The sequence below is a fragment of the Actinoplanes sp. G11-F43 genome (assembly GCF_050589265.1).
Lineage (GTDB): Bacteria > Actinomycetota > Actinomycetes > Mycobacteriales > Micromonosporaceae > Actinoplanes.
On the sequence record NZ_JBNZCE010000003.1, the window covers coordinates 71452 to 95404 of the forward strand.

22 protein-coding genes and 1 pseudogene are annotated in these 23953 nt (G+C 71.7%); 10 read left to right on the plus strand and 13 right to left on the minus strand.

What is annotated here, in order from left to right; genetic code table 11:
- Positions 1–56 precede the first annotated feature (56 nt).
- From ACQ0O7_RS02210 to ACQ0O7_RS02220, 3 genes are all read right to left on the minus strand, one after another.
- The gene (locus tag ACQ0O7_RS02210; protein WP_430780026.1) at positions 57–1745 is read right to left on the minus strand and encodes an ABC transporter substrate-binding protein; all 1689 of its coding nucleotides are present in this window, start codon (positions 1743–1745) and stop codon (positions 57–59) included.
- 161 nt (positions 1746–1906) lie between these two features.
- The gene (locus ACQ0O7_RS02215; RefSeq protein ID WP_430780027.1) at positions 1907–2905 is read right to left on the minus strand and encodes a LacI family DNA-binding transcriptional regulator; all 999 of its coding nucleotides are present in this window, start codon (positions 2903–2905) and stop codon (positions 1907–1909) included.
- A gap of 112 nt (positions 2906–3017) precedes the next feature.
- The gene (locus ACQ0O7_RS02220; RefSeq protein WP_430780028.1) at positions 3018–3893 is read right to left on the minus strand and encodes an NAD-dependent protein deacetylase; all 876 of its coding nucleotides are present in this window, start codon (positions 3891–3893) and stop codon (positions 3018–3020) included.
- Between the two features lie 105 nt (positions 3894–3998).
- On the opposite strand from ACQ0O7_RS02220, the gene ACQ0O7_RS02225 reads away from it, so the two are divergent.
- The 3 genes from ACQ0O7_RS02225 (at position 3999) to ACQ0O7_RS02235 (ending at position 6231) form a co-directional block, all read left to right on the plus strand.
- On the plus strand, positions 3999–4328 hold the full coding sequence (locus tag ACQ0O7_RS02225; protein WP_430780029.1) for a hypothetical protein: 330 nt from the start codon (positions 3999–4001) through the stop codon (positions 4326–4328).
- 50 nt (positions 4329–4378) lie between these two features.
- Entirely contained in the window at positions 4379–5080 is a 702-nt protein-coding gene (locus ACQ0O7_RS02230) for a hypothetical protein (protein WP_430780030.1), read from the plus strand.
- A 95-nt stretch (positions 5081–5175) separates the two neighbouring features.
- Positions 5176–6231, plus strand: coding sequence for an App1 family protein (locus ACQ0O7_RS02235; RefSeq protein WP_430780031.1), 1056 nt, complete (start codon positions 5176–5178; stop codon positions 6229–6231).
- On the opposite strand, the gene ACQ0O7_RS02240 is transcribed toward ACQ0O7_RS02235, so the two are convergent.
- The gene (locus tag ACQ0O7_RS02240; RefSeq protein ID WP_430780032.1) at positions 6228–6359 is read right to left on the minus strand and encodes a hypothetical protein; all 132 of its coding nucleotides are present in this window, start codon (positions 6357–6359) and stop codon (positions 6228–6230) included. The two genes, ACQ0O7_RS02235 and ACQ0O7_RS02240, sit on opposite strands and share 4 nt — an antisense overlap.
- Positions 6360–6419: 60 nt before the next feature.
- On the opposite strand from ACQ0O7_RS02240, the gene ACQ0O7_RS02245 reads away from it, so the two are divergent.
- A complete protein-coding gene (locus tag ACQ0O7_RS02245; RefSeq protein WP_430780033.1) occupies positions 6420–7073 on the plus strand; it encodes a hypothetical protein in 654 nt (217 codons plus the stop codon).
- 636 nt (positions 7074–7709) lie between these two features.
- Here the strand turns inward: ACQ0O7_RS02245 and ACQ0O7_RS02250 are convergent.
- Positions 7710–9140, minus strand: a pseudogene (locus tag ACQ0O7_RS02250) (DEAD/DEAH box helicase); the annotation flags it as partial.
- A gap of 230 nt (positions 9141–9370) precedes the next feature.
- Between ACQ0O7_RS02250 and ACQ0O7_RS02255 the strand changes: the two are divergent.
- Positions 9371–10225 carry a sigma-70 family RNA polymerase sigma factor gene (locus ACQ0O7_RS02255; RefSeq protein ID WP_430780034.1) on the plus strand — a complete coding sequence of 285 codons (855 nt, stop codon included), beginning with the start codon at positions 9371–9373 and terminating at the stop codon, positions 10223–10225.
- Between the two features lie 64 nt (positions 10226–10289).
- On the opposite strand, the gene ACQ0O7_RS02260 is transcribed toward ACQ0O7_RS02255, so the two are convergent.
- Positions 10290–10805 (minus strand): hypothetical protein, encoded by a 516-nt coding sequence (locus ACQ0O7_RS02260; protein ID WP_430780035.1) that lies wholly within the window; start codon positions 10803–10805, stop codon positions 10290–10292.
- Between the two features lie 187 nt (positions 10806–10992).
- Here ACQ0O7_RS02260 and ACQ0O7_RS02265 point away from each other — a divergent pair, with 187 nt between their 5' ends.
- Both ACQ0O7_RS02265 and ACQ0O7_RS02270 read left to right on the plus strand, forming a co-directional pair.
- Positions 10993–13299, plus strand: coding sequence for a HelD family protein (locus ACQ0O7_RS02265; protein WP_430780036.1), 2307 nt, complete (start codon positions 10993–10995; stop codon positions 13297–13299).
- An 81-nt stretch (positions 13300–13380) separates the two neighbouring features.
- The gene (locus tag ACQ0O7_RS02270; protein ID WP_430780037.1) at positions 13381–14229 is read left to right on the plus strand and encodes a GNAT family N-acetyltransferase; all 849 of its coding nucleotides are present in this window, start codon (positions 13381–13383) and stop codon (positions 14227–14229) included.
- Positions 14230–14319: 90 nt separating this feature from the next.
- Here ACQ0O7_RS02270 and ACQ0O7_RS02275 read toward each other — a convergent pair whose 3' ends face one another.
- A complete protein-coding gene (locus tag ACQ0O7_RS02275) occupies positions 14320–15243 on the minus strand; it encodes a sigma-70 family RNA polymerase sigma factor (RefSeq protein WP_430780038.1) in 924 nt (307 codons plus the stop codon).
- A gap of 205 nt (positions 15244–15448) precedes the next feature.
- Here ACQ0O7_RS02275 and ACQ0O7_RS02280 point away from each other — a divergent pair, with 205 nt between their 5' ends.
- Positions 15449–15946, plus strand: a complete 498-nt coding sequence (locus tag ACQ0O7_RS02280; protein ID WP_430780039.1) for a DUF456 domain-containing protein — start codon at positions 15449–15451, stop codon at positions 15944–15946.
- A 248-nt stretch (positions 15947–16194) separates the two neighbouring features.
- On the opposite strand, the gene ACQ0O7_RS02285 is transcribed toward ACQ0O7_RS02280, so the two are convergent.
- Together ACQ0O7_RS02285 and ACQ0O7_RS02290 are read right to left on the minus strand one after the other, a co-directional pair.
- Entirely contained in the window at positions 16195–17547 is a 1353-nt protein-coding gene (locus ACQ0O7_RS02285) for a pentapeptide repeat-containing protein (RefSeq protein ID WP_430780324.1), read from the minus strand.
- Positions 17538–17969, minus strand: a complete 432-nt coding sequence (locus ACQ0O7_RS02290) for a hypothetical protein (RefSeq protein ID WP_430780040.1) — start codon at positions 17967–17969, stop codon at positions 17538–17540. Before ACQ0O7_RS02290 ends, ACQ0O7_RS02285 begins: the two co-directional genes overlap by 10 nt.
- Before the next feature lie 190 nt (positions 17970–18159).
- On the opposite strand from ACQ0O7_RS02290, the gene ACQ0O7_RS02295 reads away from it, so the two are divergent.
- Complete coding sequence (locus tag ACQ0O7_RS02295; RefSeq protein WP_430780041.1) at positions 18160–18510, plus strand: histone-like nucleoid-structuring protein Lsr2; 351 nt, start codon at positions 18160–18162, stop codon at positions 18508–18510.
- Positions 18511–18854: 344 nt separating this feature from the next.
- Here ACQ0O7_RS02295 and ACQ0O7_RS02300 read toward each other — a convergent pair whose 3' ends face one another.
- From ACQ0O7_RS02300 to ACQ0O7_RS02315, 4 genes are all read right to left on the minus strand, one after another.
- A complete protein-coding gene (locus ACQ0O7_RS02300) occupies positions 18855–19736 on the minus strand; it encodes an LLM class flavin-dependent oxidoreductase (protein ID WP_430780042.1) in 882 nt (293 codons plus the stop codon).
- 23 nt (positions 19737–19759) lie between these two features.
- Positions 19760–20221 carry a MarR family winged helix-turn-helix transcriptional regulator gene (locus tag ACQ0O7_RS02305; protein ID WP_430780043.1) on the minus strand — a complete coding sequence of 154 codons (462 nt, stop codon included), beginning with the start codon at positions 20219–20221 and terminating at the stop codon, positions 19760–19762.
- Between the two features lie 99 nt (positions 20222–20320).
- Positions 20321–21457, minus strand: coding sequence for a PP2C family protein-serine/threonine phosphatase (locus ACQ0O7_RS02310; RefSeq protein ID WP_430780044.1), 1137 nt, complete (start codon positions 21455–21457; stop codon positions 20321–20323).
- A gap of 120 nt (positions 21458–21577) precedes the next feature.
- On the minus strand, positions 21578–21970 hold the full coding sequence (locus tag ACQ0O7_RS02315; RefSeq protein WP_430780045.1) for an ATP-binding protein: 393 nt from the start codon (positions 21968–21970) through the stop codon (positions 21578–21580).
- 133 nt (positions 21971–22103) lie between these two features.
- Here ACQ0O7_RS02315 and ACQ0O7_RS02320 point away from each other — a divergent pair, with 133 nt between their 5' ends.
- Positions 22104–23945: a sigma-70 family RNA polymerase sigma factor gene (locus ACQ0O7_RS02320; RefSeq protein ID WP_430780046.1), complete on the plus strand. Its 1842-nt coding sequence runs from the start codon at positions 22104–22106 to the stop codon at positions 23943–23945.
- The last annotated feature ends 8 nt before the right edge of the window (positions 23946–23953 follow it).

A 23953-nucleotide genomic window follows, 5' to 3' on the forward strand; every position in this document is an offset into this window, starting at 1 on the left:
TTTCGTGCAGAGGGGTTCGCGGGTGCCCCCGGACGAAGGGGGCACCCGCGAGGCGATCAGGAGTTGGCGGGCTTGAGCTTCAGCACGACCGCGAGGGCACCGGCCTGGGTGGGCTGGAGCGGGGCGTACGGGTCGGCGTCCGACGGCCAGCCGACCCAGTTCTTGGTGCTGTACGCGCCACCGACGTTGTCGGCGCCGATCGGCAGCATCGGGGCCTGCTCCACGAAGATCTTCTGGAGGGTGGCGAGCGCGGTCTTGCGGGCGGCGTCGTCGGAGGCGTTGGAGTACGCCTTCAGGGCGGCGGTCGCCTCCGGGCTCTCGAACCGGCCGAAGTTGCCCTGCTGGGCCAGCTCACCGATCGGCTTCTTGAGGTCGCCGTCCATCACCGTCTGGTAGATGTCGAACGGGGTGGAGCCACCGTTGGTCCAGCGGACCGTGGCGCCGAAGTCGCCCTTCTGGACGTTCTGGTCCCAGACGTTCTGGTTCGGCTTCTCGACCGTCGCCTCGATGCCGATCTCGGCGAAGTTGCTCTTCAGAATCTCCAGCGTGGTCTGGTAGTCCGACCACGGCGCCGGGTCGCTCAGCTTGATCGTCACGGCCTTGCCGCTCGGGTCCTTGAGCGTGGTGCCCTCCAGCTTGTAGCCGGAGTCGGTGAGCAGCTTCTTGGCGCCCTCGACGTCGACGGTGAAGGTCTTGCCCTTGAACTCGTCGGCGATGTAGGCGTCACCCGCGCCCTCCGGCAGACCGGTGACGCTCTTGATCTCCGGGTGGAAGTAGCCGGCCTCGGCCTGGGTGAAGATGTCGGCCCGGTTGACGACCATGTTCATCGCCTGGCGCAGCTTCGGGTCGTCGAACGGCTTCTGCGTGGTGTTGATGTACAGACCGTGGATGCCGAGCACGCCCGGGGCCCAGATCTTGTAGTTCTGCGGGTCCTTGGAGATGAAGGTCTGCTCGTAGTTCGGGATGAAGACGAAGCTCCACTCCGAAGCGCCGGTGGACAGCGCCGTGGTCTGCGCGTTGTTGTCCGCGTAGGAGGTGTAGCGCAGCTCCTTGACGGCCGGCGCGGGCTGCCAGTAACCGCTCTCTCGGGCGGCCAGCGTGATGCCCTGCTGGCTGAACGTCTTCAGGGTGTACGGGCCACTGCCGACCGGCTCCTTGATCGGGTCGGTGGCCGGCTCGGCGATCTTCTCCCAGATGTGCTTGGGCACGATCGGGGTCTGCGAGATGACCTTGTGGTGGGTGGTGAACTGCGACGTCTTGAACGTCATCTTCACGTTGTTGCCGTCGGCGGTGATGCTGTCGTACGGGATCGCGAAGCTGTTCAGCGCCTCGGTGTTCTTGATCATGGTGTGCGTGAACACCACGTCCTCGGCGGTCAGCTTCTGGCCGTCGGACCAGGTCGCGTCGGTCCGGATCTCCAGGTCGACGGTCTTCCAGTCGGGCGACCAGGTGATCTTGCTGGCCAGCCACGGGGCCGGCGGGTCGGACGGCTTGACGTTGTTCCACATGCCCAGGGGCTCGTAGATCATCCAGCGGTAACCGAGCGAGGTCCCGGCCGCGGTGTTGACGAACGGGTTGTTGTTCTCGGTGACCGTGCCGTTCGGCATGCCGATCGACAGGAAGTCGACCTTGGCGCCGTTGGCGGCGTTCTTGTTGGCGTTCGGCGAGTCGCTGCTACAGGCGGTGAGCCCGCCACCGGCGAGCACGCCCGCCAGGGCGACCGCGAAAAGCTTACGTCGCTGCATCGAGATTTCTCCTCGGTATCACATGACGGGGTGAGAGGGGTGCCCTGAGGGCGTGCGGCATCGCGTGACCGGCACATGGCCGGCCCCGGAGCCCGTATCTGATGTTTAGGAAACTTTAGAGTTGAGGAAGAGACTTCTGGTAGGGGTTCTTCCGGAATGGATCAGCGGGTGGAGTCGCGGACGGTGAAGGTCGACGGGATGATCGTCGGGCGGTTCGGCAGCGGGGTGCCCTCGAAGTGGGCGAGCAGCGTGCGGGCCGCCGCCTCACCCATCTCGCGCATGGGCTGGTGGACCGTGGTCAGTGGCGGCTGGGTGTGCGCCGCCATCGGGATGTCGTCGAAGCCGACCACCGCGACGTCCTCCGGAACGCGCCGGCCGGACTCCAGCAGCGCCTGCATGGCGCCGGCCGCGGAGATGTCGTTGTGGCAGAACACGGCGTCGAACTCCACCCCGGCGGCGATCGCCTGCTGGACCGCCCGGGTGCCGCAGTCGAAGGTGAAGTCGCCGAGCATCACGCGGTCCTCGGAGACCGGGTGACCGGCCTCGGCGTAGACCGCGGCGAACCCGTCCCGGCGCTGCACCGTGCAGCCGAACCGGGACGGCCCGGTGATCATCAGGGGGCGGTGCCGGCCGATCGCCACCAGGTGCCGGGCGGCCTCGCCGGCGCCGGTGTGGTTGGTCGTGCCGATGCTCGGGATCTGCCCCTTGATCTGGTCCCGGTCGTCGATCAGGACCATCGGCAGGCCCCGCGCGTGCAGGGTGGCGATGTAGTCGAGGGTGCCCTCCGGCTCGATCACCAGCAGCCCGTCGAACGACTTCGCCGCCACCTGCGCGGCGAACTGGCGCATCGAGTCCTCACCGCGGTTGCAGGTGAAGAGGAGCAGGCCGTACTCCTCGGCCTCCAGGACGTCGACCGCGCCCTGCAGCACCTCGCCCATCCACGGCCAGGTGAGGGACGGGACGAGCATGCCGACCACCCGGGTGCGCCCACGGGCCAGGTTGACCGCCCGGGCGCTCGGAACATAGCCCATCTCGTCGATGACCGCGCGGACCCGGGCGGCCGTAGACTCGTCCAGCTCACCCTTGCCGTTGAGAACCCGGGACACGGTGGTCTTGCTGACCTTGGCCCGGGCCGCCACGTCGGCGATGGTGATGGCCACGCTCGCTCCTCGATGTTTCCAGCGTTGTTGCCGGAGGGTTTCGGAACCGGTTTCGGTACCGGTTTCGGCAGTCAACCTCAGTGAGGGGCGTCACGTCAACGTGCCGGGGGACCTAATTCGATTTCAAGACGGTAACCGCGCTGTTGAATCCGGATCTATCGGTCGCCGTCGCTAGATTCGGCAGCACCACTCCCAGGGGTGCGTCGATCACCAGGTCCGCGTACGGCTCGCCCCTGGTCACACCCCGGTTCACGATCGCCACCCGGATGCCGTCCCGCTTCGCGCGCAACACGAAACGCCGCCCCGACATCACCGTCAGCGACGAACCCAGAACCAGCAGCGACCGTGCGCCGGCCACCGTCGCGAACGCCCGGGACACCCGGTCCGGCGGCACCGTCTCACCGAAATACACCACATCCGGCTTCAGCATCCCCCCGCACGACCGGCAGTCCACCACCGCGAACCCGGCCTCCTCCGCCTCGTCCAGTTCCACGTCACCGTCCGGGTTCACCGACGTCGCCACCGCCGCGAACCCCGGATTGGCCGCGGTCAGCCGCTCCTCCAGCTCGGCCCGGCCGCTCAGCTCGCGGCAGTCCAGGCAGACGATCCGGGCCAGATTGCCGTGCAGCTCGATCACCTCCCGGGCGCCCGCCTCCTGATGCAGCCCGTCCACGTTCTGGGTTATCACCCCGGCCAGCAGCCCCCGCTCCTGCCACCCGGCCACCGCCCGGTGCCCGGAGTTGGGCCGGGCGTCGCCGATCGTGCGCCAGCCCAGGTGACTGCGCGCCCAGTACCGCCGGCGGGCCAGCGGATCCCCGGTGAACGTCTGGTACGTCATCGGCGAACCCCGCCGGGCCGAACCCGACGGGCCCCGGTAGTCGGGGATGCCCGAATCGGTCGAGAGGCCGGCACCGCTGAGCACGGCCACGCCACCCTCGGCGACCCACTCGTCCAGCTGCGCCACCTGCTCCACCACCTGAAGGTCCATCCCTCCATCGTCCCTCCTCCGGGTGACCGCCCGATGTCCCCTAACGAGTGGCGGCGGCCCGTTCGTCCGGCGGGCTGACCAGGGCGTACGAGTAAGTTGACAACCGTGAACGCGGTGGTGCGCCCGGCAGCACGTCCCTGGGACGGGCGTCGGTTGCTGCGCTTCCTGACCGGGCTCGCCGTCCTGGCGCTCGCCGTCACCCTGCGTCTACCCGGTCCTGCTCCGGCGGTCGAGGACACTCCCGCCGCGGCCCCGGTCGCCGCCTCCACGGTGTCCACGGGCACCGGGACGCCATCCGCCGAACACGGTGAGCTGCCGGAGCCGGTCCCGGCACCCGCTCCCGTCGGCGCCGGTTCGATGGTGATGTTCGCCACTGAGATCCCGGCCGGAGAGAGTGCCGGCACCCACGGCTCCCGGGCGCCCCCGGCCCGCTGACGGATCCCACCGTCATCGAGCCGTCGTATCCACATCTCCGGGGGAGCACCATGGAATCCGTACTGCAGACCGTCTTCGGCGCCATGCCACAGGCCACCGCCATCTGGCTGATCATCCTGCTCGCGCTGGCCGTCGCGGTGGCCGCCGCGGCCCTGCCCCAAGGTATCCGGGCACCCGGGGCGCCGGACGAGGAGAACCACTTCGCCGCCACCCTGGAAGCCGCCGCGACCGAGGCTGCCGAGGCCGCCGGCCGCCGCCGGGCCGAGTGGGCCGCCGCGCAGGAGGCCGTCGACCAGGCCTGGGCCGCGTACGAGGAAGCCGCCGAACTGGCCCGCCGGATCTCCGCCGCCACCGCGTACCCGCTGATGAGCCGTCGTCGCAAGCCCGGCGAGAACGTCGACCGCCAGCGCTACCTGCACCGGTCCGCCACCGCGCTGTGCCGCTCCCAGGACCTGTCCATCGCCCAGCTCAACGACGTCTTCGCGCACCGTGGCTGGAACCCCCGCCTGCACCCCGTGCAGCAGGAGGCCGAACTGCGCAACGCGGTCCGGGAGCACCGGTTCGCGGCGTACCGGAAAATGGTGGAGAAGGAACGTTCCGCCTGGCGCGGCGCCGAGGCCGCGGCCGAGACCCTGCGCGGTCTGCGAGCCGAAGCCGCCTCGGCACGTTTGCGCGGCCCGGAAGCGGAAACCACGGATCAGCAATGGTGGGCGGAGCAGTGGGCGCCCACCGAACTCCCGGCGGCCGCCTGACGGCCATCCGGCCGCCGTCCACCGTTCCCAGCGGACTGTGACAACGGCCCGGTAACGTGGCCGGGCGGACGGCGGATCGGCAACGCAAGGAGGCGATGGTGACGATTACTCCCGCGGGTGGAGCCTCGCCTGTGGTCCGGATCCACCGGGCGGCCCTGATCGAGGACGCCGTGCACGAGATCGTCGAGCGACGTCTGCGCGGCCGGGGGTGGAAGCCCTACATCACCGCCTACACCGGCTACGGAGCGCCCGGCTGGGCCCGGGTGATGGGCCGGGTCCTGCTCGCCCGCCCCGGCACCGTCCGGAAACGGCGGGAGAAGGTCCGCGGCTGGCGCAGCTTCACCACCACCCCGGTGAGCAGCGCGCTGGTCCGCATCGAGCTCGGCGGCACCGTCACCGAGGCCCGGACCGACCGCAGCGGCTATCTGGACTGCATCGTCAAAGGCGATCTCGACCCCGGCTGGGGCAGCGCCAAACTCTCCACCGAGGGCACCGTCCCGGTCGACGCCCCGATCCGGGTGCTCGACCCGGCGGTCAAGTTCGGGGTGATCTCCGACATCGACGACACGGTGATGGTCACCACGCTGCCCCGGCCCCTGCTCGCCGCGTGGAACACGTTCGTCCTCGACGAGCACGCCCGCGCCGCGGTCCCCGGCATGGCCGTCCTCTACGAGCGGCTGTCGCACGCCAACCCCGGCGCCCCGGTGGTCTACCTCTCCACCGGCGCGTGGAACGTGGCGCCCGCCCTGACCCGGTTCCTCAGCCGGCACCTCTACCCGGCCGGGCCGATCCTGCTCACCGACTGGGGTCCCACCCCGGACCGCTGGTTCCGCAGCGGCCAGGAGCACAAACGCAAGTCGCTGCAACGGCTCGCCAAGGAGTTCCCCGACGTCAAGTGGCTGCTCATCGGCGACGACGGGCAACACGACCAGGAGATCTACTCCGAGTTCGCCCGCGAGCACCCGGAGAACGTGGCGGCCGTCGCCATCCGCCGGCTGTCACCCGCGCAGGCCGTGCTCGCCGGTGCCATCCCCGGCCCGTCGGAGACCGCCGAGGTGGTGCCCTCCGGGGGCAAGACCTGGTTCTCGGCCCCCGACGGCGCGGGACTCTGGTCGCTGCTGCGCGACACCGACCTCGTGCTGAAAAACTAGCTCTCGTCCAGCTCAGGGCGGGTGGACGCTTCGGCCACCCGCTCGTGCAGGCGGCTCCGGATCTCCTCCGGGGTGTAGGAGCGGCGCTTGCGTTCCGCCCGGGCGATCACCGCCCCGGTCGCCGCCACGCCAGCCAACCCCGCCAGTCCCGCTATCTTCCACCAACGCATCAGCCGAGAATAGAGCCTGTGGTTGCCGAACTCAGCCTCGACGAGGCCATCGACCTTACCCGTACGGGAGACATCTGGATCTTCCGGGGCCGCTCCGGCCCGGACCGTGCCATCCAGACCCTCACCAACAGCCCGGTGAACCACGTCGGCATGTCCATCGTCATCGAGGACATGCCGCCGCTCATGTGGCACGCCGAACTGGGCCGATCATTACCGGACATGTGGTCCGGCAGTTTCCAGCGTGGCGTCCAGCTGCACGACCTGCGCGACGCGGTCACCGTCTGGGCCCGCCGCTACGGCCAGCGCGGCTGGCTGCGACAGCTCGACCCCGGAGTCACCCGGGCGATGGAGGACAAGGCGCTCAAGACGGTGGCGCGACTCGACGGCACACCGTTCCCGTCCACGTCGCAGCTGGCGTTCCGGTGGGCGCGCGGCAGGGTGCCGCAGATCCAGCTCCCGTGGAAGAAGGGGGAGCGGGTCAGTGACGCCACCCTGGAGAAGGCGTACTGCGCGGAGGTGGTCGCCGTGACCTACGAGGACATGGGCCTGCTGCCCCGCGGCCGCAAAGCCCACTGGTACGACCCGGGCCGCTTCTGGAGCGGCGACGAGCTGGAGCTGTGCCCCGGCTACAAACTGAGCGACGAGATCGCCGTCTCGGTCCCGGAGGCCTGACCGGCACACGACCGGCCCGGCGACACACCCGCGTGCCGCCCAACGGTGCGGTTCGCACCGTTGCGGTCCACGCTCGGCGTTGCCGGGCGTTGTGTGCCGCGTTGTGGTGCGGTTCGCACCGTTGCGGTCCACGTTGGGTGTTGCCGGGCGTTGTGTGCCGCGCAGCGGTGCGGTTCGTGCCGTTGCGGTCCACGCTCGGCGTTGCCGGGCCGTCGAACACCGCGTGGTGAGTTTCGGCGCGAAGCGCACCGAAACTCACCACGCGGTGGACTGTGTCTAGCGGCCGGAGCGCCGACCGGTCGAGCGGGCCGAGAACGCCGCCGCGCCACCGCCGGTGGACGTGGACCCGGCCGCGGTGGAGCGTTGCTGAGGCGTACCGGAACGGGGTGCCGAGGTGGCCGCGCCCCGGGTCTGACCGGAACCGCGTGCCTGGCCCGCGCCCCGGCCGCGACCGGCGCCGCCGGCCTGGCCCGCGCCCTGCTCCTGGGTGCCGCCGCCCTGGCCACGACCGCCGCGACGGCCCCGGCCACGAGCGGAGGCCGACCCGGCGGAGGAACCGCCGGACGATCCGCCGGTGCCGCCGGCGGACGCCGGGCCGGAGGGCGTGGAGCTGGAGAAGACCGGGGTGGAGGCCGCGCCGTTGGACCCGGCGCCGGTGGACGACGCCCTGGTGGACGACGTGCCGTTGGACGACGACCTGGTGGACGACGTTCCGGTGGACGAGGCGCCCGCCGCCGTGCCGCCGCCCTGACCGCGTCCGCGACGGGAGCGCCGGGACCGGGACCGGCCGGCCGGTCCGCCGCTGCCCTCGGCCGACTCCGGAGAGGCCGGACGGGAGGACGTGGCAGGCCGGGAGGACGTCGCCGGGCGGGAGGCGGGCGCGACCGCCGCCACCGGGGCGACGAAGGTCCGCTCGCCGGGGGCGAGCTCGGCGAGCAGGGCGTCGCCGGGCCGGGTGCGGGTGGTGACCGGCCGGATGCCGGCCTTGCGGGCCAGGTCGCGCACGTCGGCCTGCTGCTCGTCGGTCATCAGCGTGATCACCGTGCCGCGGGCGCCGGCCCGCGCGGTGCGGCCGGAGCGGTGCAGGTACGCCTTGTGCTCGACCGGCGGGTCGGCGTGGATGACCAGGGCCACGTCGTCGACGTGGATGCCACGGGCGGCGATGTCGGTGGCCACCAGGGTCCCGGCGGTGCCGTCGGAGAACGCCGACAGGTTGCGGTTGCGGGCGTTCTGGGCCAGGTTGCCGTGCAGTTCGACGGCGGGCACCCCGGCCGTGTTGAGCTGACGGGTGAGCACCTTGGCCCGCCGCTTGGTGCGGGTGAAGACCACCGACCGGCCGGGCGCGGACAGCAGCTCGACGAGGATGCCGAGCCGGTCGTCCTCGCGGACGTGCAGCACGTGGTGGTCCATCTCGACCGGTGCCTGGGCGGCCGAGTCGACGTGGTGGGTGACCGGGCGGCGCATGAACTTCTGCACCAGCACGTCCACCCCGTTGTCCAGGGTGGCGGAGAAGAGCAGCCGCTGACCGCCGGCCGGGGTCTGCGACATCAGCCGCCGGACCACCGGCAGGAAGCCCAGGTCGGCCATGTGGTCGGCCTCGTCGAGGACGGTCACCTCGACCGCGTCGAGGCTGGCGTGTCCACCGCGGATGTGGTCGTCGAGCCGGCCGGGGCAGGCCACCAGCACGTCGACGCCCGCCTTCAGCGCCTTGATCTGCGGGTTGGGGCCGACCCCGCCGAAGACGACGAGGGTGCGCAGGCCGGCCGCGTCGGCGAGCGGCTTCAGGGTGGCCTCGATCTGGGTGGCGAGCTCGCGGGTGGGCGCCAGGATGAGCGCCCGCGGGCGGCCGGGCCGCGGCTTGGTCGCGGCGGCGGCGAGGCGGGCCACCACCGGGATGACGAAGGCGTACGTCTTTCCGGACCCGGTGCGTCCCCGCCCCAGTACGTCTCGGCCGGCCAGCGAGTCGGGCAGGGTGGCCGCCTGGATGGGGAACGGGCTGTCGATCCCGAGCCGGGTGAGCGCCGTGGTGAGGACGGCGGGCACGCCGAGCTCGGTGAAGGTCGTCATGAAGTTGGGAACTCCCAGTTGGTTGAGGTCGCCCGACCCGGCACTGTCACGGGGCGGCCGATCCGAGGGGCGGTCCTCACTTCAGGGAGACCGCTACTGATCATTGTACCGGCCACCCTCTGCAACCGGCTTGCACCCGAAGGCGAACCGGTCTGCACTCAGCGCACCCGATCTTTCTCCTCAGCGCCGGACGACCCCCTGACCGGCTCGGTTTTTGAGGAGACCCCCTGATGAGCGCTGAGACACCTGCGATCGAGCGGCGTGGCGAGGACATCGTCCGGGCGAACATGCCGCTCGTCGGGCATCTGGTCCGGGAGATGCTGGCCCGGGTTCCCTCGCACGTGAATCGCGACGACCTGCTGTCGGCCGGCTATGCCGCGCTGGTGGCGGCGGCCCGAGGGTTCGACCCGGAGCGTGGTGTGCCGTTCCCGAGGTTCGCGGCGGCCCGGGTCCGCGGCGCGCTGCTGGACGAGCTGCGCGGCCTGGACTGGGCGAGCCGTTCGGTACGGCAGCGGGCCCGGCGGACGGATTCGGCCCGCGAGGAGCTGATGGCCGAGCTAGGCCGCACCCCGACCGTGCAGGAGGTGGCCGCGAAGCTGGGCTGCACCGTCGAGGACATCGAGCACAGCGAGGACGACGTTCACCGCGCTACGGTCTTCAGCCTGCAGGGGTTCGCGACCGCGACCGCCGACGACATCGTCACCGAGCCGGGTGCCGGCCCGGAGGAGATGCTGCTGCGCCGGGAGCGGTTCGGCTATCTGCGGCACGCGGTGGAGTCGCTGCCGGAGCGGCTGCGCGCGGTGGTGTCCGGCTACTTCTTCGAGGAGCGGCCGATGGCCCAGATCGCGGCGGAGCTCGGGGTCAGCGAGTCACGGGTGTCGCAGCTGCGGGCCGAGGCGCTGGTCCTGCTCCGGGACGGGCTGAACACCCACCTGGACCCGGCGCTGGCCGCCGAGAACCCGCCGAAGGAGGGCTGTGTGGCCCGGCGCCGGGCGGCCTACTACGACAAGATCGCCAGCCGGGGGACCGTGCGGTCCCGGCTGGCGATGACCGGCCCGGACGGTCTGCCGGTGATCGCCGCCTGAGCGGCGCTTCGAGGTGCGGGGCCCGCCGTGGTTCGCGGCGGGCCCCGGAGAAGGGCCCGGTGGGCTACGCGTTGGCGCAGGTGCCGGCCTTCTTCTGGGCGGCGATCGCCTTGGCCGCGCCGAGCTTGTAGAGGGCCAGGCCCTCCTTCGCCGGCTCCAGCTTCCAGGCGTCCTGCTCGTAGACCATGATGTACGACTGGGCCGCCACCAGCTGCTTGGCGATCACCACGGCCCGGTCGGTGCCTTCCAGCCGGGCGCTGGTGAGCTGGATCGCCAGGCCCTTGCGGGAGCAGGCGGTGTTCAGCTTGATGTAGTCGTCCTTGCTGATCGACTGCTTGCCGGCCGAGGTGTACATCTCCCACGCGCCGGCGAAGTCGCCCCCGCTGAACCGGTCGAACACGGTCTGCGCGGCGGCCTTGGCGCCGTCCAGGGTCTTCGGCTCCGGCCCACCGGCGGCGGCCGCCGCGGCGTTGCCGGCGGTCTCCTCGGGCTCGTCAGAACACGCGGCGGCGAAGGTGAGGGTGGCGGCCGCGGCGAGGGCCAGGGCGCCGAGACGTCGAATCGGGTGGCGTGTGTCCATGTCTCGCTTAAAGCAGCGCGGTGGCCGGGCGTAACGGCCCCGGCGTGTCGATGACGGGTTCCGGACACTTGTGCCCCGGGCCGTAACCCGTGGCGCCTCGGCTATTCTGGTCGTTTGCCGAATGCTTTGCGGCAAACAAAAAGGCAACCATATGAATGGTTGCCCGAGATCCTCGCAGATTGCCGGAATGATAGCACGAAAAGGGGCGACTTTGTCAAGCTCAAACGCCGACATCGATTCCGAACAGGCGTACTTGACCACGCTCTACCAGCGACTGGATCAATTGCGTGAGCAGGCCGACGAGCGGTTGCGCGCGATCCTGCTGGAGGCCGGTGGCACTCCGCAGGGCCGGACCCAGCGGGAGGCCACCCGCAGCCACTACGCCGAGCAGCTGGCGCAGTTCAATTCGGTGGAGAACGGGCTGTGCTTCGGCCGGCTCGATTTCAGCGCCGACAACCCCCGCTACATCGGCCGGATCGGGCTCTTCGCCGAGGACCGCGACCAGGACCCCCTTCTGGTGGACTGGCGTGCCCCGGCGGCCCGGCCGTTCTATCTGGCCACCGCGGTCAGCCCGGACGGGGTGACCCGCCGGCGGCACCTGCGCACCCGGGGCCGGGTGCTCACCGGCATCGACGACGAGACCCTCGACATCGAGGCCGGCGACGGCACCGGGCGCGAGGACGTGACCGGCGAGGCCGCGCTGCTCTCCGCGCTGACCGCGAACCGGACCGGCCGGATGCGCGACATCGTCGAGACCATCCAGGCCGAGCAGGACGAGGTGATCCGCTCCGGGCTGCCCGGGGTGCTCGTCGTCCAGGGCGGGCCGGGGACCGGCAAGACCGCGGTGGCCCTGCACCGGGCCGCCTACCTGCTCTACACCTACCGCGAGCAGCTGACCCGGACCGGTGTGCTGATCCTCGGGCCGAACACCACCTTCCTGCGCTACATCTCCCAGGTGCTGCCCGGCCTGGCCGAGACCGGTGTGCTGCTGGCCACCCTCGGCGACATGTTTCCGGGGCTGCGGGCGCACGCCGCCGAACCGCCCGAGGTCGCCGCGGTCAAGGGCGGCCTGGACATGCTGGACGCGCTGGAGAACGCGGTCGCCGACCGGCAGACACTGCCCGACGACTTCGTCGAGGTCGACCACGACGGGTACCCGCTGCGGATCGAGCGGGAGGTGCTGCTGGCCGCCCGGACCGTGGCCCGCCGCTCCGGCCGCCCGCACAACGTGGCCCGGCAGCTCTTCGTCACCGAGGCGATCCACCAGCTCTCCCAGCAGATCGCCGAGCGGATCGGCGCCGACCCGCTCGGTGGGGACAACCTGCTGTCCGAGGCCGATCTCGCGGAGACCCGCCGGGAACTGCGCGAGGACGTCGACGTACAACAGGTGCTCTTTGATTTCTGGCCGGTCCTGACCCCGCGTCAGGTCCTCCGTGACCTGCTCAGCGACGCCGACCGCCTGGAGTCGGCCGGTCTGCCGGCGACCCTGCTGCGGGATCGCTCGGCCGGCTGGGCTCCGGCCGACGTCCCGCTGCTGGACGAGCTGGCCGAGCTGCTCGGGGTCGACGACACGCTCAAGGTCCGTGAGCGGCAGAGGCAGAGAAAAGCCGCCATCGAGTACGCCGAAGGCGTCCTGGAGATCGTCGAGGGATCCCGGTCGCTGGACTTCGAGGACGAGGGCTCGGAGAAGGACGAGATCCTGTCCGCCCTGGACGTGGTGGACGCCGGGGCGTTCGTCGAGCGGCACGAGGTGATCGACACCCGGACCGCTGCCGAGCGGGCCGCCGCCGACCGTACCTGGGTGTTCGGTCATGTGATCGTCGACGAGGCCCAGGAACTGTCGCCGATGGCCTGGCGCCTGCTGATGCGCCGCTGCCCGAGCCGGTCGATCACCGCGGTCGGTGACGTCGCGCAGACCTCGGAACTGGCCGGCACCACCACCTGGGAGCAGGTCTTCGAGCCGTACGTGGCGCAGCGCTGGCGCCTCGTCGAGCTGAGCGTCAACTACCGGACGCCGGCCGAGGTGATGGCGGTGGCGGCCGACGTGCTCGCCGCCGTCGACCCGGCGCTGCGGCCACCCCGGTCGGTGCGGACGGCCGGGGTGACCCCGTGGGCCCGCCGGGTGACGCCGGCTGATCTCGCCGCTCAGTTGATCGCCGAGGTACGTAAGGAGGCCGCCCTGATCGAGGAGGGCCGCCTGGGTGTGCTGGTCCCGGAGAGCCTGGAGCGGGTGCTCGGGCCGGAGCTGGTGGCGGCGGTGCCCGGTGCCGCGGTGGGGGAGCAGCCGGACCTGCTCAACCACGTGGTGCTGATGACGGTGCGCCAGGCGAAGGGGCTGGAGTTCGACTCGGTGCTGGTGGTGGCCCCGGACGAGATCATCACCGAGTCGCCGCGCGGTCTGTCCGACCTGTACGTGGCGGTCACCCGGGCCACCCGCCGGCTGGGTGTGCTGCACACCGCCGACCTGCCGAAGGTGCTGTCCTCGCTGGCCTGACGAGGTGTCCCCCGGCGGCTGCCACACGCCGTCGGGGGATTTAAGCAGCTTTTGTCCGTAATGTCCGCATAGGGTCTCCGGGTGGCTGAATTCAAGGTGTCCGCGGCAAGTGCGGACGAGGTGCGGCTGATCGCTGGATGGGCGGCCGCCGAGGGCTGGAACCCGGGAGACGGCGACGAGACCGTCTTCCACCCCGTCGACCCGGGCGGATTCCTGGTCGGCAGGCTCGACGGGCAACCCGTCTCAGCGATCGCCGCCATCCGGTACGGGGACCGGCACGGCTTCCTCGGACTCCACCTGACCGTCCCGGAGTTCCGCGGCAACGGCTACGGGCGCCGAACCTGGCAGGCCGGCGTCGCCCGGCTGTCCGGCCGGAGCATCGGGCACGACGGCGCGGTCGCCCGGCTGGAGACCTACCGCGGATCGGGCCTCCAGGAGGCCTGGCGCACCACCCGATACCAGGGCGAGCCGTCCGGCGCCGAACGGAGCGCGGGCATCGAGGTCACCGACGCGCGCGGGGCCGGATTCGACGAGCTGGCGGCGTACGACAGGCGGTTCTTCCCGGCCGGACGGGACACCTTCCTGGCGCTGTGGATCGCCGCCCCCGGCCGGCGTGCGGTGGTGGCCCGGCGGGCCGGTGTCATCGTCGGCTTCGCCGCCCGCCGGCCGGCCGGCGACGCCGACCGGATCGGGCCGCTCTTCGCCGACACCCCGGAGATCGCCGAGACCCTGCTGGCGGCCCTGCGGGAGATGCCCGGAGGCGAGGTGCCGGTGATCCTCGACGTGCCCGCGCCCCACCCGGCGGCCCACCGGCTGGCCGAGCGGGCCGGACTGAAACCCGTCTGGGACACGGTACGGGTGTACAGCGGTGGCGCCCCCGAGATCGACCGGACCGGGATCTTCGGGATCACCACCCTGGAACTGGGCTGACCGGACGACAGCGGAACCGGCCCGGCATCCGTGGGGACGCCGGGCCGGTACCCGTACTCGATGAGGGGTTGCTCGATGAGGGGTTGAACGTCAGGCGGCGGTGGCGGGCCGGCGGCCGTGACCGAACGCGGTGTGCCCGTGCGCGTTGGTCATCGCCAGCCGGCTGCGCATGGTGGTGTTGCTGGCGATGTTCGCGTAGTAGTTGGCGCGGCGCCGGGCGGTGATGCTCTCCGGGTTGTCCGGAACCGGCGCCATCTCCGGGTTCAGGTGCGTGTTCATGCCGTCCTTGAGCAGCGACAGCGCCTCGGCGCGCAGCTGCGACACCCGCGACTCGGTGACACCCAGGTCCACGGCGATCTCGGCCATCGGGCGCTCGTGCAGGAAGTACTCGGTCACCACGGTCTGCAGGCGCTCCGGCAGCGAGCCGATCGCGTGGTGCAGGTAGCCGATCTGCTCCCGGCGCAGCAGCATCTCCTCCGGGCCCGGCTCACGCTCGGTGACCAGGTCGTCGGCGCTGCTGGTGGTGAACCCCTGCAGCGACAGGACCGTCGCCCGCTGCACGTCGGTGTCGGTCTGGTGCAGCTCGGACGTGGTGGTGCCGAGCGCCTGGGCCAGCTCCTCCGGCGTGGGCGTCCGGCCCAGCGTGGTGGTCAGCTGCTGACGGGTGACGTCGGTGTTGCGGGCCTTCGACCGCACCGAACGGGTCGCCCAGTCCAGCGCGCGCAGCTCGTCCAGCAGCGCGCCCCGGATCCGGGTGCCGGCGAACCGGTGGAACGGGACACCACGCTGCGGGTCCCAGCCGCGGGCCGCGGTCACCAGGGCGTGCAGGCCGGCGCTGGTCAGGTCGTCGCGGTGGATGTGGTTCGGGATCCGGCTCAGCATGTCCCGCACCAGGTGACCGACCAGCGGCATGTGCTGGCGGATCAGCTCCTCCTGCTCCCGCTCGGTGAGCACGGGCGTGGCGGTGGCGGTGTCGGCGGTGAGGTCGGCAGCGGTCGTCACGGTGCTGGTCATGTTCGTTCCCCCGGTTGCTCGTCGGCGCCCCTTGGCTGGATGGGCACCGGCTGACAGGAAGAAGATTCAGCTCCGGAGGGTGCACGTTCCGGTCACACGCAGTTGCGTACCGGTTGCTTCGGCCGGACCGCTCCGGCGATGGCCTTCCATCGGCGGCGGAGGGGCCCGGTTGAGGGTTATTGCGCGGGTACGGCATGGTGGCCGCATGGGATTGAGCGACACCGGTACGGCCATCACCATCCTGTCCGGCCTGGTGATCCTGACCGGGGTGATCGGCGTGCTGGTGCCGGTGCTCCCCGGCCTGGTGCTGACCTGGTCCGGAGTGCTGCTCTGGGCGCTGCTCGGCGACGGGGCGGGCGGATCCCGGCTGCTGGTCGCGGTGCTGGCCACCGTGGTGTTCGGCATCGGGATCGTGGTCAAGTTCCTGTGGCCCGGCAAGAAACTGCGCAACACCGTGCCCACCTCGGCGATCCTGCTCGGCGGGGTGCTGGGCGTGATCGGCTTCTTCGTGGTGCCGGTCGCCGGCCTGGTGCTCGGCTTCGTGCTCGGCGTCTGGTTGGTCGAACTCAACCGGCTCGGCATGGAACGCGCCTGGCCGTCGACCCGCTCGGCGATCGGTGCGGTCGGCCTCTCGTTGCTGGTCGAGTTGGCGTCGGCCCTGCTGATCGCGGTGATCTGGCTGTTCGGCCTGGCCTTCGCCTAGCCCCCCGCGCGTGCCGCGCACCGGCGCGATCCGCGCCGCCACGCGGCACGCGTCGGCGGCGCCCGTGAGTGTGCCGCAGTGTGGTGCGATTCGTGCCGCAGCGTGGCACGCGTCTGCGGTGGCCGTGAGTGTGCCGCAGTGTGGTGCGATTCGTGCCGCAGCGTGGCACGCGTCTGCGGCGCCCGTGAGTGTGCCGCAGTGTGGTGCGAATCGCGCCGGAGGTTGGCACGCTTCGTCCGTGCTCGGTGTCAGCCCCGGTTGAGGCGGCGGCGACGGCGCTGGGTCAACAGCAGGAGCAGGGGTGTCGCCGTCAGGATGCCGGCCACCCCGACCGCCGCGGCCACGGTGAAACCGGTGGGGCCGCCGGGTCCGGCGGCCTGAGCGCCGGTGCCCGCCGGCTTCGCTGCGACGGCCGGTGCGGAGGACGCCGCGGCCGCCGCCACCTCCTCCTGGGTCACCAGCTTGCCGACCGAGGACCCCTTGGGCAGGGCGAAACCCCAGTCGAGCAGGGCGGCACCCTGTTCCCAGCCGCGCTTCGGCCGGGCCTCGGCGCCGAGCAGGGTGGCCACCAGGGTCCGGCCGTCCCGGGTGGCCGCGCCGACATAGCTGTGCCGGGCCAGCGTGGTGAACCCGGTCTTCCCGCCCAGCGCTCCGGGATAGTTGTAGATCAGCTTGTTCTCGTTCTGGAACTGGAAGCCGCCGACCTTCGGCTTCTTCTGGCCTGGCATCCGCGCCGTCTCGGTCAGCGCGTACTTACGGAAGTCGTCGCTGGCGAAGCACTCCCGGGCGATGAGGGCCAGGTCGTACGCGCTGGTGAACTGGCCTTTGCCGTCCAGCCCGGACGGAGTGACCGCGTGTGTCTGCCGTGCCCCGATCGACGCGGCCTTGGCGTTCATCGCGGCCACCGTCTTCGCCACCCCGTCCGTGCCGCCGCCACCGGCCATCCGGGCGAGGGCGTTGGCCGCGTCGTTGCCGGAGTTGAGCAGCAGGCCCAGCCACAGTGTCGAGATCGGATAGCTGCCGCCGACGACCACCCCGACCGCTGAACTGCCCGGCTCGATGTCCAGGTCGCCGCGGGTGATGGTGACCTTCTCGGCCGGGTCGAGCCGGTCGATCGCGGTCGCGGCCAGCAGCATCTTCTGCACGCTGGCCGGGGTCTGATGGACGTGCGGCCCGCAGGCGCCCAGCACCTCGCCGGTGTCCAGGTCGGCGACCAGCCAGGTGGTGGCGGTGATCGACGGGGCGGCCCGGCTGCCCTCCGGCACGACCAGACCGCGGGTGGCGAGAGCCTCACCACCGACCGCCATGTCCTCCGGATCGTCAGCCGGCGGGACCGGCCGGGGCGGGGCACTCGGCTTGGCGATCCTGGGCTTGGGACAGGGCACCTCGGCCTTCCCCGCGAGGGAGGCGCCGGAGAGGTGGGCGCCGGCGAGGTGGGCGCCGGAGAGGGAGGCACCGGCGAGGGAGACGCCGGAAAGGGAGGCACCGGCGAGGGGTGACGCTGCGTGGTGGGCGGTGGGTAGGGCCGCGGAGGCGGGGGTGGACACCGGCACCGCGAGCAGGACGGCGGCCGAGCCCGCCACGAGTGCTCTCACGGCCAGTGCTCCCCGGCGGCCAGGCGCTGCTCCAGCAGGGTGGGCAGTGGGATGGACTCCCCGTCCCGGCCGCCCGCGCCGATGACCAGCCGGGCGACGCTCGGGGACAGGTCGGCTCCGGCGAACCGGGCCCGCAGCGACGGGGCCACAGTGAGCACGTAGAACTCCCCGTCCTCACCGACGGCGACCGAGCGGTCGGACTTCAGATACCACCCGCGGATGTGCGTCTTGTAGGTGGACCGGCCGTCCAGGCTGCGCGCGGTGAGCACCCGCGCCCGGATCCCGGCCTCGGCGGCCCGGCGGACGAAGTCGTCGAGCATCGCCTCGGCCTTGCGCGCCTCCGCGGCCCGGTCCGCTTCGAGCGCGGCGGCGCGGACGGCGACGGCCCGTCGCTGCTCTTCCCGCCAGGCGGCCTGCTCGTCCTGCATGGCGCCGACCCTAACGCGAGACTCCCGTCCTCGGTCAACCGGGCTTTCCCGGATTGCCCGGCCGAAAAGGGGGCGGTTGCCATTCCGATAACCGGGTGGAAAGAATTGCCGGATCGCGGGCAGGAGTTGCGCCGCGGACCGGTCCCGCGCAAGACTGGGCGCGGTTGATTTATTCTTCTCGGGAGTCGTTATGGCGCGGCAGGTAATCACCACCCTGATCGACGATCTGGACGGCAAGAAGGCGGATCGGACGGTCGAGTTCAGTCTCGATGGCGTCAGCTACACGATCGACCTTTCCGAGGCCAATGCCGGAAAGCTTCGTAAGGCGCTGGATCCGTTCATCAGTGCCGGCACTCGTCTGGGCCGCACCACCTCGGGGCGTATCCCGTCGCGTGGCGCGGCGCCGGTGCGCACCGCGGGTTCCCGTGACGAGAACAGGCTGATCCGTGAGTGGGCGATCCGCAACGGGCACAAAATCTCGGAGCGGGGCCGCATTCCGGCAGAGGTCAGCAGTGCCTACCGGGCGGCGCACGGCCGCTGATTCGCACCGTTCTCACCGTGCCGGAGCCCCTTCCACCGGCACGGTGCGCGTGCGGTTCCGGAGACACCATGTCGCGGGTTCCGGGACGCCGAGTCGCGGTTTTGGGACGCCGAGTCGCGGTTTGAGACGCCGAGTCGCGGTTTTGAGACGGCCGAGTCGCGGGATCCCGGCCTCCGATCGGCGGGTTACCGGAAGTCGCCATGGTCGCGGGAAGCGGTGCGGCAGCCGCCGGACCGTGGGAATCGGGTGGGCGGCCGTTGGCGCCGCGATTCGGGTGTGCGCCGGGGTGTCCCCGGGCGGTGCCCGGGTGACAAATCCCACTCCGAATTGGACGGAAAGCGTTTTTACCCGAAATCCTGCTGGAGGCGCGGCAGTTCGGCCACTACCGCCTCCAGCACTTTCTCGTCCCCGGCGTACCAGCTCGACTCCCGGGGCCAGTGCGTGATGACGTCGGTGAAGCCGAGTTCGGCGGCCCGGCCGACCGCGTCGGTGAAGGCGCCGACACTGCTCAGGGAGAAGACCGGCGACGTGTCCAGGTTGAGGTAGCGGTCCACCGGCCCGGTGCGCCCGACCGCGCCGACGGCGTCCTGGAAGCGGCCGTGGATGGCCGCGACCTCACGCCACCATTCCTCGGCGGTCTCGGCCTGCGGCCCGGTGGTGACCCAGCCGTCGCCGTGCCGGGCGGCCAGGCGCATGGCGCGGGGCCCGTTGGCGGCGACCACGAACGGCGGCCGTGGCTGCTGGACCGGGCCGGGGATGCTGCGGGCGTCGACCGCCGAATACCACGTCCCGGTCCAGGTGGTGGCGGGCTGCCGCAGGATGGTGTCGAGGAGTTCCAGGAATTCGGCGAAGCGGCCGACCCGGTCGCGCGGGGTCATCTCGGGCCGGCCGAGGACGGCCGAGTCGAATCCGGTGCCGCCGGCGCCCAGGCCGAGGATCAGCCGCCCGCCGGAGATGTCGTCGGCGGCGGTGGTCTCCCGGGCGAAGTGCACCGGGTGCCGGAAGTTGGGGGTGGCGACGTAGGTGCCGAGCCGGATCCGGGTGGTGACCGCGGCGGCCGCGGTCAGGGTCGGCACCGCGTCGAACCAGGGCCCGTCGACGAGGTCGCGCCAGCCCAGGTGGTCGTAGGTCCAGGCGTGGTCGAAGCCCCACTCGTCGGCGAGCCGCCAGCGCCGGCCGGCCTCGGCCCAGCGCTGGTCGGGAAGAATCACGATGCCGATACGCATCGCCGCAGCCTATAGCAGCGGTCTCAGGCGGTCTGCCGGTCGCTTTCCGGCTCGTCCCGCACGGTCGCGGCGCTCTCGAAGGCCTGGAGGGCGCGCAGCAGATCCTGCCGGGCGGACGGTGGCATCCGATCCAGGACCTCGGTGAGGGCTTCCCGGCGGCGGTCCCGCAGGTCGGCGAGCAGCCGGCGGGAGGCCGGGGTGAGCAGCAGCCGGACCTCGCGCCGGTCCCTGGGGTCGGCGACCCGGCGCAGCAGGCCGGTGGCTTCGAGCCGGTCGCAGAGTCGGCTGGCCGAGGAGGGCACCACGTCGAGTGCCTCGGCCAGCCGGCTCATGTTGGTGTGCCGGTTGCCCTCGACGATGGACAGCACCCGTAACTGGGCGGGTGGGATCGTGGGCTGCTGTGCCAGCCTGGCCCGTTCGAGGACAGCCACGAGTGAGTCCACCGACGACTCGACAGCCGCGGCGACCTCGGTGGCACGCTCCATCCCGACTTCCCGTCGTCCTCGCCGATCGCGGACGTGACCGCCGTTGCGGTGACGTGCCCGTGAACCTGAACGCATACCCGGAACGGGAGGCTTCAAACGTCAACGCCGCCAATCAAGGCAGACCATGACCGCGTCGTCCTCCGGTTCGACGCCTGCATGGTAGTCGCGCAGGCCCCGCATCACCGTACCGACCGCCTCGGTGGCCGGCTGCAACCGTGTCCGGCGAAGTGCGCTGAGCAGCGCGGATTCGCCGTATCGGGACTGCCCGCCGGGTGATGCCGCGTGCACGCCGTCGCTGACCACCAGCATCCGGTCGCCCGGTTCGAGGGAGAACCGCTGGATCTCGTAGTGCGCCTCGCCGAACATGCCGAGCGGCAGCTGCTGTTCGAGCGGGACCTTCTCGGTCTCGCCGGCGCGGGCGATCAGGCAGTGCGGGGAGCCGGCGTCGACCGCCGACACCCCGCCGCTGACCAGGTCGATCTCCAAGAGCAGGGTGGCCGCGTGGGCGGCGCCGCCATACCGGGCGTGCACCGCGTCGGAGGCGAGTTCGGCCTGTTCGACGATGTCGGCGCCGCAGCGGCGGGCGTTGCGCATGGCGTTCACGGCGACCGCGGTCAGCAGGGCCGCCTCCATGCCGTCGCCGTGCCCGTTGAGCACGGTCACGGTCAGCCGGTCGCCGTCGAGGGCCCAGTCGAAGTGGTCGCCGTGCACGTCGTAGGCCGGTTCCAGCTGGCCGGCCACCAGGAACCGGTCGTCCCCGAGGGACCGGCCGGGGAGGAGGTCCCACTGCAGCTCGGCGGCCATGGTGAGCCGGGCCCGGCGCTGCTCGCGCAGGTAGCGGTCGGTGGTGTCGCGGGCCGCGCGCAGGGCGACGGCCAGGTCGTCGGCGTCGGCGGCGAGCCGGTCGGTGGTCTCGGCGCCGGGCGGGGCGGGCAGATCCAGGCGGAGCACACCGACCCGCTCGCCCCAGCAGCTCAGCGGCAGGTACAGCCGGGCCGGCGCGGGCCCGGCGCTGGTGTCCGGGCGCTGGCTGCCGAAGCAGCGCAGGGCCCGGTCGCCGGCCGGCTCGCCGGGGGCGAGCAGCGGCTGGAGCCGGGTGCTGGTCAGATCGGGCACCAGCACCTCGACGGACTCCGCGGAGTAATGCCGGCGCAGGTGGTCGGCGGCCACCTCGGGCAGCCGGTCCGGTGGTGCGGCCCTCAGCAGGGAGCCGAGGGGGGCCGGTTGATCGGACATGACGGACTCCTTCCCGACAGGCGACGATCTGTGGGGTCGACGATTGCGATATTTGTTATACGGCAAGCAATGGCGCGCCGGTGTCACCCCCCACCCGAGGGGCGACACCGGCGTGGGCTCTCAGGCGAAGGACTTCTCGAAGTGGATCAGGCTTCCGCTGCGCGGGCTGGAGTGCATGCGCACGTTCTCGCCCAGCGCCCTGATCAGAAGCAGCCCGCGTCCCCGCTCGCTGTCCGGCGAGGGTGTGGATGCCGCGGACGGGTCGAAACCCGAACCCTCGTCGACCACGTCGATGGAGCAGTGGTCCTCGGCCACGTCGAGGTGGACCTCGAAGCTCTCGGCCCCGGCGGCGTGTTTGACCACGTTGGCACACGCCTCGGTGAGGGCGATCTCCAGATCGGCGCCGGCCTGGCGATCCACTCGCAGGATCGTCAGGGCGCATCGCAACAGCCGGCGCACGGCGGGCACGCTGTCCACCTCGCGGGGCAGATTCAGGCGGACCGACATACGCATGGCCCTTCTGTGCCCGCTCCCGGGCCCGGCTAACCGCGCGGCTGGGATCAGGCGATCGTTTCGTGTTATCCATGTGCCCCGTGATCCGTCTCCCTGATCGGCGCGGACCAGCGCCGATGAGGAGGGCGGACCGATGGTGGGGCAACCTGATGTGGCGACCGTTACGGCCGCGCGTGCCGGTGATCCGGCGGCGGTCGACCGGCTGGTCGCCGGATACCTGCCGCTGGTCTACACCATCGCCGGCCGGGCCCTGGAGGGGCACGCGGACGTCGACGACGTGGTCCAGGAGGTGATGATCCGGGTCCTGCGCAATCTCGGTGAGCTGCGCGACCCGGCCGCCTTCCGGTCCTGGCTGGTCGCGATCACGGTGCGCCAGGTGCGCGAGCGGTTCCGCGGGCGGCCGCCGGCCGATCCCCTGGACCCGGACCTGCGTGACCCGGGCGCCGACTTCACCGATCTGGCGATCACCCGGCTGGAGCTGTCCGGTCAGCGCCGGGAGACCGCCGAGGCGACCCGCTGGCTGGACGAGGACAACCGGGAACTGCTCGCGCTCTGGTGGCTGGAGGCGTCCGGCGAACTCACCAGGGACGAGATCGTGGCGGCGTCGGGGCTGACCCGCCAGCACGCCGCGGTCCGGATCCAGCGGATGAAGGCGCAGCTGGAGACGGCCCGGGTGGTGGTCCGGGCGCTGCGCCCACCACTCTGCCCGGAGCTGACCCTGGTCCTCACCGGCTGGGACGGCCGGCCCGGCGCGCTCTGGCGCAAGCGGATCGCCCGGCACACCCGCGAGTGCCGGCACTGCGCCACGGCCTGGCACGACATGGTCGAGGCGGAGCGGTTGCTGGCCGGCATGGCGCTGGTCCCGTTGCCGGCCGGCCTCGGCTCCGCCGTCGGCCCCGTCCCGATCAACACCCCGATTGCCGGTACGCCCACCGGCGCCGTCCCCACCCAGGGCACCGCCACGGCTGTCAAAGCGGGCGCCTCGATGCTGCCGAAGCTGGTCGCCGGAGTGGTCGCCACGGCGGCGATCGCGGGTGCCGGCGTGGCGGTCGGCGCGTACCGGCAATCGGTGGAACCTCCGGTGCCCGCGGCCGTGATCGCCCCGCGGACCTCGGCCCCCGCCTCGCCGGCGGTGTCGCCCTCCGCAGCCGCGCCGTCGGCCCCGGCCACCACCTCCGCCGCGGTGAAGCCGGCCGGTGAGCCGGCCCGTTCGGCCACCCCGGCCCCGGCCCCCGCCGCGTCGTCGGCGAAGAAGGGGGTGGGCGTGTGGAGGTTCGCCGGGTCGAAGGGCGCGCTGAGGGACGTCGGCGCGTCCTGGTACTACGACTGGGCGCCGCACGACGACGAGGTGCCCGGCCCGTCCGGGGTGGAGTTCGTGCCGATGATCTGGGGCGCGAAGGACGTGAACGACGCCACCCTGAGGAAGGCGAAGGCCGAGGGTGACGTGCTGCTCGGGTTCAACGAGCCGGATCTGGCCGAGCAGTCGAACATGACCGTGCAGGCCGCGCTGGACGCCTGGCCCCGGCTGCAGGCCACCGGGATGCGGCTGGTCAGCCCGGCCGTGGCGTTCGGCGGGGACACCCCGGGCGGCTGGCTGGACCGGTTCCTGACCGGGGCGGAGCAGCGGGACCTGCGGGTGGACGCGATCGCCCTGCACTGGTACGGCTCGGACTTCAGCGCCGCCTCGGTGAACCAGTTCCTGGGGTACGTCGACGCCGTGCACAAGCGCTACCGGAAGCCGATCTGGATCACCGAGTTCGGGCTGATGAACTTCGGCGGCGCGCCCCGCTACCCGAGTGACGCCCAGAAGGTCCGTTTCATCCGGGGCGCCACCGCCGGGCTGGAGAAACGGGCGTACGTCGAGCGGTACGCCTGGTTCGGCCTGCCCGCGGTGGGCGACAGCGTGGACTTCGGGCTCTATCGCGACTCGGACAGCCCGACCGAGGCGGGAAAGGCGTACCGGCAAGCGGGTTAGTCTTCGTT